The organism is Yoonia vestfoldensis DSM 16212, assembly GCF_000382265.1.
In the GTDB taxonomy this organism is placed as follows: domain Bacteria; phylum Pseudomonadota; class Alphaproteobacteria; order Rhodobacterales; family Rhodobacteraceae; genus Yoonia; species Yoonia vestfoldensis.
The window spans coordinates 1-8,386 of sequence record NZ_KB908009.1 but is presented as its reverse complement, the minus strand read 5'-3'; the positions used below and the strand labels follow the sequence as shown (position 1 = coordinate 8,386).

Annotated in this window: 8 protein-coding genes and 1 pseudogene; 3 read left to right on the top strand and 6 right to left on the bottom strand. The window is 60.1% G+C overall.

All coding sequences use genetic code 11. The features are described 5' to 3' along the window. Nucleotides 1-100: pseudogene (locus H147_RS21465) on the top strand (ATP-binding protein); the annotation flags it as partial. Nucleotides 101-658: 558 nt separating this feature from the next. Here the strand turns inward: H147_RS21465 and H147_RS0118945 are convergent. Then, a complete protein-coding gene (locus H147_RS0118945) occupies nt 659-1,891 on the bottom strand; it encodes a protochlorophyllide reductase (protein WP_110571068.1) in 1,233 nt (410 codons plus the stop codon). 47 nt (nt 1,892-1,938) lie between these two features. Between H147_RS0118945 and H147_RS0118935 the strand changes: the two genes are divergently transcribed. After that, nucleotides 1,939-2,589, top strand: coding sequence for an NAD(P)-dependent oxidoreductase (locus tag H147_RS0118935; RefSeq protein WP_019956959.1), 651 nt, complete (start codon nt 1,939-1,941; stop codon nt 2,587-2,589). Nucleotides 2,590-2,651: 62 nt separating this feature from the next. Here H147_RS0118935 and H147_RS0118930 read toward each other — a convergent pair whose 3' ends face one another. From H147_RS0118930 to H147_RS0118915, 4 genes are all read right to left on the bottom strand, one after another. Continuing rightward, on the bottom strand, nt 2,652-3,608 hold the full coding sequence (locus tag H147_RS0118930) for an NAD(P)H-binding protein (protein WP_026352699.1): 957 nt from the start codon (nt 3,606-3,608) through the stop codon (nt 2,652-2,654). A 287-nt stretch (nt 3,609-3,895) separates the two neighbouring features. Beyond that, nucleotides 3,896-5,167: a DUF6522 family protein gene (locus H147_RS0118925; protein ID WP_019956957.1), complete on the bottom strand. Its 1,272-nt coding sequence runs from the start codon at nt 5,165-5,167 to the stop codon at nt 3,896-3,898. Next, nucleotides 5,160-6,368: an MRP-like and DUF971 domain-containing protein gene (locus H147_RS20160; RefSeq protein ID WP_110571066.1), complete on the bottom strand. Its 1,209-nt coding sequence runs from the start codon at nt 6,366-6,368 to the stop codon at nt 5,160-5,162. Before H147_RS20160 ends, H147_RS0118925 begins: the two co-directional genes overlap by 8 nt. Continuing rightward, complete coding sequence (locus H147_RS0118915; RefSeq protein WP_019956955.1) at nt 6,365-6,973, bottom strand: MarR family transcriptional regulator; 609 nt, start codon at nt 6,971-6,973, stop codon at nt 6,365-6,367. Before H147_RS0118915 ends, H147_RS20160 begins: the two co-directional genes overlap by 4 nt. Before the next feature lie 80 nt (nt 6,974-7,053). On the opposite strand from H147_RS0118915, the gene H147_RS0118910 reads away from it, so the two are divergent. Continuing rightward, nucleotides 7,054-7,902, top strand: coding sequence for a sigma-70 family RNA polymerase sigma factor (locus H147_RS0118910; RefSeq protein WP_019956954.1), 849 nt, complete (start codon nt 7,054-7,056; stop codon nt 7,900-7,902). 284 nt (nt 7,903-8,186) lie between these two features. Here the strand turns inward: H147_RS0118910 and H147_RS0118905 are convergent. After that, nucleotides 8,187-8,386, bottom strand: a 200-nt coding sequence (locus H147_RS0118905) for a transposase (RefSeq protein ID WP_019956953.1), incomplete at its 5' end; no start/stop codon positions are given.

Here is an 8,386-nt window from a genome sequence, read left to right as displayed (position 1 = left end):
CCACATCCTCGAAACCGGCAATGACAGCTACCGCTTCAAGGCCAGCTCCGAAACAGCCAAGAAAAAGCGAAAGGAGACACCACCATTGACGCCATCATAATACGCAGATCATAACGACTGGGTGGGTCAGATCTCGATGAAAATGCCGGGTCAGTTCTCAGTGACAATCAACAGCCCTGGCTTCCGAAAGAAATCCACCTTGCCCGAGCGGCCAGCCGGGTAAGTCACTGATATTGTTTCATAATGCCGAGGCGATCTGTGGGGGTGGCTTCCAAGTGGCTTCCCCGGTGAAAAAGCCACGCGCTAGCGAAATGCCGCGCTCAGCCCCCCCGTATACGGATCGGGCTAGGGAGGAACCATGTCGGGGGGGGGCATATGCTGTCGGCCTATTGCCGCCGATCAGGACCGAGCAGGCGCTGCGGCGCGGCTTCCCTAGAACGGCCAATCAGGCTTGTCGCAGCAATGTTGGCTGGCCAAAGTCAGTGGTGCGGGGCGAAGCTGTCATTCGCGCTTGCTGTCTATTGGCCACCACCCAAAGTGTCTTGCAATTCCACTGCGCGTGATCCGATCCGACGTCTAAACTATTTCTTTGGACAATCAGGATGAAGATCGATCTGGTCCTTCATAGAGCGACACACTTATCCCTACGTTGAAATTTTCAATTCAGCCCCACGAGTCCTGCCGTCAGGTCCCAAAGTTCTCGGGATCGCTCCGCATCGGTAGCCTTGATGGACAAACCTTGCGAGAAAGCCTTGCGCCCTTCACGCTGTCGATTGCCCCAACTCCAATGCACGCCGGACTGCGAAAACCCCGGGTCCGCCACGACCTGTGCGACCCGTTCTCCCGACAGGGACTGCGAGACATAGCCCTTGGTGATGTTCTTTTGAAACCATGGAAAAACTTTCTGAAACAGCGGCGGCGCGTTGCGGAACAGGGGCGTGTCTGCCACACAGCCGGGATAAAGCGTGCTGAACACGATACCCGTTTCATCGTGGAACCGCGTATGCAACTCACGGCTCATCACCATGGTGCCGAGCTTGCTGTCCTTGTAAGCCTTGCCCGCCTTGAACGGCTTGCCGTCGATCATCGCGACGGGGGCTTTGAACCCGGCTTTCAAACCCTGAAGCTCGCCAAGATCGGCGGGTGCTGGAATGGGGACCTTGCCGCCGAACTCTTCGGAATTGGCGGTGACCGTGCCAAGCGTGATCAGGCGCGGGGCGGCTGATTTCTGCAAATCCGCCAGCATCAGGTTGGCCAGCAGGAAATGACCAAAATAGTTGGTCGCCACGCTGATCTCAAACCCCTCTGGCGAGCGCGCCGGTGTTTTGAGCAGTGGCAGGTAAACTGCGGCGTTGCACACCAATGCGTCCAGCGGCACGCCGCGCGCCCGAAAGCCCGCATAGAAAGCGCGCACACTGTCGAGCGAGCCAAGGTCGATGTGGGCGAGCTCATAGGACCCAGACGCCATATCCAGCGAACGCGCCGCCGTTTCGGCCTTGGCTAAGTCGCGGCAGGCCATGATGACATGCCAGCCGCGCCCGATCAGGGCATTGGTCGTATGCAGCCCGACGCCCGATGAGGCGCCGGTCACTATGGCAAGGGGTTGGTTGTCTTGGGGCACGTTTTGCAATCTCGACTGTTGACCGAAAGAAGCTAGATACCTCGGCTGGGGATCGTTTCGGGAGACATCGTTTTGGAAAGTAGCTGGATCAGACCGGCCTTCATTTTGGGGGCTGTCGTTATTTTGATAGTATTGAATGTTCTGGAGTTCAGAGGCAAGCGCCGACAAGATCGCGCAAAGTTGGCCGCCTGCGAAGCCGACGACCGCGCCGAGATATGGCTGGCCCGAAAGCAGTATCTTCAGACGCAAAACATCGAACAGGTCCTGCATATCGTGAATACCGTCGCCATCGCGATCCTGATTGCGCTGTTGACCGCATGAAGATCGCCCTGTTCGGAGCGACGGGCGGCACAGGACGCGCCGTCATCGACCTTGCACTCAAGGCGGGCCATCAGGTAACTGCCCTCGCCAGACATGCCGACAAACTTGCCCCAAAGGTCGGTCTGACGGTGCTGCAAGGTGATGCGATGGTGTCAAAGGATGTCGTCCGCACACTGGCCGATACCGACGCGGTTGTCGTGGCCCTCGGCAACTCGCAAAACGCCTTTGCCCTTCTGTTCGGGGCGCGCCGCACGACACCGCGCGACATTTGTGAGGCCGGAACCCGGAACATTCTTGCAGCACTTGGTGACGGGGCGGATCGGTCGGTCGTCGTTGTCAGCGCTTTTGGCGTGGGTGCCACGCGGAACAAACTGCCCTTCATGTTCAAACTGTTTTATCGCCTTATCTTGCGCGAGCAGATCGCAGACAAGGAAAGGCAAGAGGCGCTGTTGAGAGCATCGAACGCAAACTACGTTGTGATCCAACCCGTTGCCCTGACCGACAAGCCTGCGTCAGGCAAATGGACGGCGACGCCAGACGGCACATTGGGCGGATCAGAGGTGTCGCGCCACGATCTTGCGGCGGTGATCCTGTCTGAGTTGACAGTAAAGACCAACACGCGACAGACCATATCCCTTTCGGGTTGAACCAGTGTGTGCGAGAAGTCCGTCACAGCGCACCAGTCTGCCCATGGAGTCAGGCTGAGGGGTCAAAATACCGCGTGCTCGCCCCGGTCGTCCGCGATGTCTTCCGTTGCAAGCCGCTTGTAGTGATCGGCGAGCGTCTCGGTCCCGAACTCCGGGGTGGCATCAGCATCGTAGCGGCCGTGAGCATCATCCCAGACCAACATCGACTCGGTTGCATAATAGCGGCCTATGCGGGCCAGTTCGGCCTTGTCGCGAAGACGAGGAGAGACTTTGCCAAAGAATGAAAGGCCGCCGACGATGGCCGACATCATCGCAACCGGCACATGTTTGAAGCGTGGCGTCAGACCCAATGCATGAAACAGCATCTCGCCTTGCGCGCGCGGCGTGATGGCAGGGCCGGGTCCACCGATCGGCAAGATGCGGTTCTGGAGGTCCGGATCGCTGAGGCAAAGGACCAGATAGCGGGCCAGATCGTCGTTGCTGATCGGTTTACAAGCGGTCAGTTCGCCATCGCCGAAAAGCAAAAACGGCTTTCCGGCGCGCAAACGGTTCAACTGACCCGACAGCGATTTGAAGTAGGCGGTCGGGTGCACGATGGACCAGGTGATTGGGGCAGCTTGCAGTTCAGCCTCGAAAGCGAGCTTGGCATGCTGGAAGGCCAGCTTGGGTTTCTGGACACAGATCGCCGACAAAAGCACAAACTGCTTGACCCCCGCGCCGGTCGCGGCCCGCAGCAAAGCCCTGTTGAGGTCGCGGTCAATGGCCCAGGCGTCGGCCGGGGCGCCGCTGCGCGAGGCGACGCACGAGATCACGGCGTCGCAGGCATGATCTGTCATCAGGGCCGAAAGCGAGGCTTGTGTCAGCGCAGAAGATACCAAGACCTCAAGTCCGTTGCTGTCAGATCCCGGTCGCACCGGCGCGATGATTTTATGACCATCAGCAAGAAGGGCTTTGGCAGTCGCACGCCCGATTGTGCCAGTGGCCCCAAGCAACAGGACAGTTTTAGGTGAAGGTCTCATGGCATCCACGCTAAATCAACCTTGAGGCGGTCGGAAAGCGGATTTTCAATCGAAGCGCTCAAACCCCGTTCGCAGCATATCGGACTGGTGCCAATGTCGGTTCCTTGCGTTGGGCTGCACGGCACAAGCGCGGTTTCGGCGCCTGAAGCGACGCATCTGCCGCGATGCGACCGAGCAAGAGTTTCAAGTTTTCCAGTCGCAAAGTGGCCAAGGGTGCCAAACCTCCCCTGTAGCCATGTCCCGACTCGTTTCGGTCGTGACACGCGCAGCCCGGCTCTTGCCGTTTGTCAGGTCTGGGCGGCCAACAGGGCGGCGGCTCCGGTGAACTCGCGCTGGTGATAGCTTCGCTCGTCTTCGCCGGGGGCCGCGCCGCGACCCAAGGCGCGGGCCTGCTGGTGGAACCCTTTGGCGCCCTCACCGTCCCCGAGCTTGCTGACCACAAGTGCGGCCAGAAACGGTGCGCCGGTTTCGGCGTCCTCGAGCATGGTCGCCTCAAGCGCCTGCGTGACCTTGCCGATTGATCCGGGCATATAAAGCCCCAATGCCCGGGCAAGCTGGCCGTAGGTTACCGGCACATCTGCCGCAGTCAGGCCCGCAAGATGCACCCGGATGCGGTCGCGCAGCGCGGTGCTTGCAGTGGCGGCATTTGTTGCGGCACGGGGCGCCGGGATTTCATGGGCGCTGCCATCGGCGGCGATTTCAGCCGCCCAGACCCGCGTGCTGGAGCGCAGGATCAGCCGTGTCTTGCCTGCATCCGCCCCGGTGCCGGATTCGGATTGGCTGACAACCTCGCCCGATTGCATCGCCGCGCGCAGGGTTGCTGCGTCCATCCCCAGGCGTGGCGCAAGGTAGTCTGGCGAGATCAGAAACTGGCCATCCTCGCGCATGATCATATCGGGTGGGACAGGACGATACAGCAGGGGGCGCTTGGGCGTTGCCGGACCATCCGATCCGGCGCTGTAATACGGGGTCGCACCGGCGGCATGATCGGTGACGTCGATAATGTCGCGGACTTCGGGCACCGCAGCCCGGATCATGCTTTCCACCCCGCCACGCAGCGTTGCGGCAGAGGACGCACAGCCCTGACACCCGCCCGACATCAGCATGCTGACGACGCCGTCCTGCACGTTCGTTACGCTGACATGCCCGCCATGACTGGCAATCGCCGGGTTGGCCTGCCGGTCCAGCACATCTTGCACGGCCAGACGGATTTCATCATCGGTCCGGGCCTGGCCCGCTATTCTAACCGCTTGCCCCAGGGGCGCGGAAGATTGTGACATGCTGCTTCGGATTGCCGCTGCGATCAAATGTTTCAGGGCGTCCCAATTGCCGTCATCGGTCTTGACCACCGTCACAACCGCGCCGGACACATCAACCGTTTTCACCCCGACGATGGCGAAAATCGCCTTGGCCAAAGGGGCATCATGCGCCGACGCGGCATCTGCAAAACTCGCCAATGCACCGCCCTGCACATCCCTGTCCAACTCGAAGCGCATGCTGTGTGGGTCAGCGGGCGAGGTTCCGGCGCGGATGCGCAACTGCGTCGTCATGTCAGACATCTTCAACCTCGGCGGCCACCATGCGGCGCAAATGACCAAAGGTGTAAATCCCCGAACTATGGCCATCGCTGAAGCTGACGCCGATGGCATAGTTGCCAAGGCTCCAGATCCGGGTGGGCACGATGTTCAACGGCACAGTCGCCGGGTCAAGCACGGCGCGCCCGCTCATCTCGTCGGCACAGGCGGCACAGCGGCACGCAAGGCGCAGATCGCGCACGTCGATTGGCTGAATATGACCGTCCTGCCAATGCACGACCAGCGTGCGCCCGCCGCTGCGATCCATCGCCACCGGGACTTCGGCAGCGCCGCCCGACTTGCCCGCAACGGGTGACGGCTTGGGTTTGCTGGCATCATCCGCCCAATGCCAATCGAAGGGCGTCGGCATCCCCGGCGCGGTTTGCGCGCGCCCCGACAAGGTTGCCGCGATATCGCGGTAAGCTGCCGCTGCGGGGGTGCCCGGATAAGCAATCACCAAAGGCCGCCCGTCGTCGCCGCAATCCACGATCGCCGGATCAAGCGGGACCGCGCCCAAAAACGGCACCCCGAGACTGGCCGCGATTTTCGCGCCGCCGCCCTGATGAAAGATGTGGGTGACATCGCCGCAGGTCGGGCAGGTGAACCCGCTCATATTCTCAACAATACCAAGGATCGGCACCTTGACCTGCTCCATCATCCGGATGCCGCGCCGGGCGATTTTCAGGCTGACATCTTGCGGCGTACTGACGATTACAGCGCCGGTCAGCGGAAAGCTTTGCGCCAGCGTCAGTTGCGTGTCGCCGGTGCCGGGGGGCAGATCGAGGATCAGATAATCAAGCTTGCCCCAATCCACCTCCATAATAAACATGCGCAGGTATTTTGAAACCATCGGACCGCGCAAAATGGCGGGCTTGTCGTCATCCGTCAGCATACCCATGGAGATCACCTTGATCCCATGCGCCAGCGCAGGCATCACCTTGCCCGAAGGTGACATCGACGGGCTTTGGCCCGTCTTGATGCCCAACATTCCCGGCACACTGGGGCCATAAAGATCGGCGTCAACAAGCCCGACAGCCGCCCCCTGAGCCGCCAAAGCAAGAGCAAGATTGGTGCTGAGCGTGCTTTTGCCCACGCCACCCTTGCCGCTGGCCACCGCGATGATCTGGCCCAAATGTGCCATGCTGGATGTACCAGAAACGCGGGGCGTCGCTTGTGCGGGTGTCATGTCGTCTTCCTTTTATCAGCACCGCCCAAAACCAGCGTTCGGTCCTGAATGGCGGCAAAACTAATGCACAACCGGCCAAGATCAGCCGGAGCAAGTTCGGCGGCAACACATGCACAATAGCCGGTCGCACCGCCGCCCGAAAAATGGCGGCAATCGGCACAGGTGCCAAAGGCCACCGTGTCGCGAATGTCTGCAAGCTGTCCCACGAGGGCGGGCAAGGCCAGCCGCAAGGCCGATTTCAACCCCGCGTCCAGCCGATGAATTGCATCCGACAGTTCACGCAAGGGGTCACCGCACATGACTTGCGTCCCGGCGTCCGTCAAATCGTACCGCACGCTTCGCTTATCGTCCGCAGCATCGCACCGAGCGAGATATCCTTTTGCCAGCAGCGACTTTATGGTTTGCGATGCCGTGCCGCGCGTGGTGGCATGAAAGCTGGCAAAGGCGGACGGGGTTCTGGAAATGCCATTGGCCCGCGCGAAAAACCGCAGCGCCGTCCATTGGGCCGACGTCAGATTTGACCCCGTATCGACACCGCGCGCTGCCCGGCCAAGGTAGACAAGCAGTTCGGCGATTTCATCTGTGCTGGTCACTTTGCTGCCCATAGCCAAGCAGTAGCGTTTCGATATCAGATTGACAAGAGCGTTCCCACGGATAGTATCGAAACGAAACTAGTGTGATGTAAATGAACAAACCTTTCCCTCCGCCCCGCAATGGACGCACACAGGTGCCGCGCGCAGAATTTCTGAACGCGGCAAACGAAGCCCGGCTCGCCAGATGCTGGCGCGACAAAGGTGACGTTGCGGCGCGCAACCGGCTGGTCACCGCGCATCACGCACTTGCGATGGCTGCGGCGCGGCGGGCCGGTGGGAAAGGGAGGGAACTGGACAACGACATTCTGCAACACGCGAACATCGGGCTGCTGAAAGCCGCCGATCGGTTTGATCCAGACATGGGGTTTCGGTTTTCAACCTACGCGGCGTGGTGGATCAGGGCGGAAATCCAGGATTACAAGGTGCAGAACTGGTCCTTGGTACGGCTTCCAAACTCAGCCGCATGCCGTAAGCTGTTTCACAATCTGAAACGTGTTGAAACCAGACTGGTCGCTGCGGGCGAGGTGCCACCTGAACGGCTTGTCGCACAGATAGCGACTGATCTCGCGGTTACGCCCGAACAGGTTGTGTTGATGCAACAAAGACTGGCCGCTCCGGATGGGTCGCTGAACCGAAACGTCGGTGACGATGGTGGCACAACGCAATTGCAGGATCTGCTTGAGGATCCGGATGCGAACGTTGAAAAGGAAGTCAGCGCGCGGTTGGATTCGCGTGCCTTCTGGCGCACGATGTCCGCCCATCTGAGCCGACTTTCGATGCGTGAACAGGAAATCATCATTGAAACCTACGTGTCAGACACCCCGAAAACGCTGCTTGATCTGGGCGAAAGGTTTGGCGTTTCCCGCGAGCGTATTCGCCAGATCCGCGAATCTGCGCTTTCCAAACTAAGAGCGTCTCTTTCGGATGCTACGGCCTCCTGATCAGTCGTCAGAAAGCCGGAAAGTCGATTATCGGTCGGTATAAAGCAGCCTGTGTACGGTGCGTATTCGTATCGGGAATACCGATCATGACCCATCAATCCAGAATGATCGTTTTACCTTAACCGGGACGAAGGTTTCGGCTGCAGCGAACGTCCAGAAACTGAAGTAGGTGCCTAATCCATCCGCTCCGCAGCGAAAGTCTCCTCACCGCCGATTCTGTTGAAAAACAGCTGTTCGCTCGCGCAGAAATTCAGGTGGTGATGAGCGCGCAAGCGCCTTTCTCGTCAGGCTGGGCGATCATGCTGCGGTGCAGGAAGGATCTTGGCCAATTTCCGGAGGTTTTGGGCGGTGGCGGCGAGCAAGAATTCGTCATTTGCGCCGTTCGGACCGCGCAATCGGAGCCGCCCCAGCTGCAGAATGCGTTTGAGGTGGGCGAAGAGCATCTCGACCTTCTTACGGAGCCGCATTGAGACGGCGTATTGCG